The 255-nt window shown below is 53.7% G+C and carries 1 rRNA gene; it reads left to right on the top strand.

The features are described 5' to 3' along the window. Positions 1–255, top strand: a 23S ribosomal RNA gene (locus tag C5749_RS19425); the annotation flags it as partial.

Raw genomic sequence — 255 nt, 5'->3', positions numbered from 1 at the left:
CAGCTAGGATGTTGGCTTGGAAGCAGCCATTCATTTAAAGAGTGCGTAACAGCTCACTAGTCGAGCGGCCGGGCGTGGATAATAAACGGGCATCAAGAACGGTACCGAAGCTATGGACTGGTAGAATCATCTACCATTGGTAGGGGAGCATTCCATGTGGGGCGAATCGCCAGGGTGACCTGGCGTGGACCGCATGGAAAAGCAAATGTAGGCATGAGTAACGATAAGGCGGGTGGGAAACCCGCCCACCGAAAG

Source organism: Sphingobacterium gobiense (genome assembly GCF_002980575.1).
Lineage (GTDB): Bacteria > Bacteroidota > Bacteroidia > Sphingobacteriales > Sphingobacteriaceae > Sphingobacterium > Sphingobacterium gobiense.
Note: the sequence above shows the minus strand (reverse complement) of the source record. Positions and strands in the feature narration are given on the sequence as shown.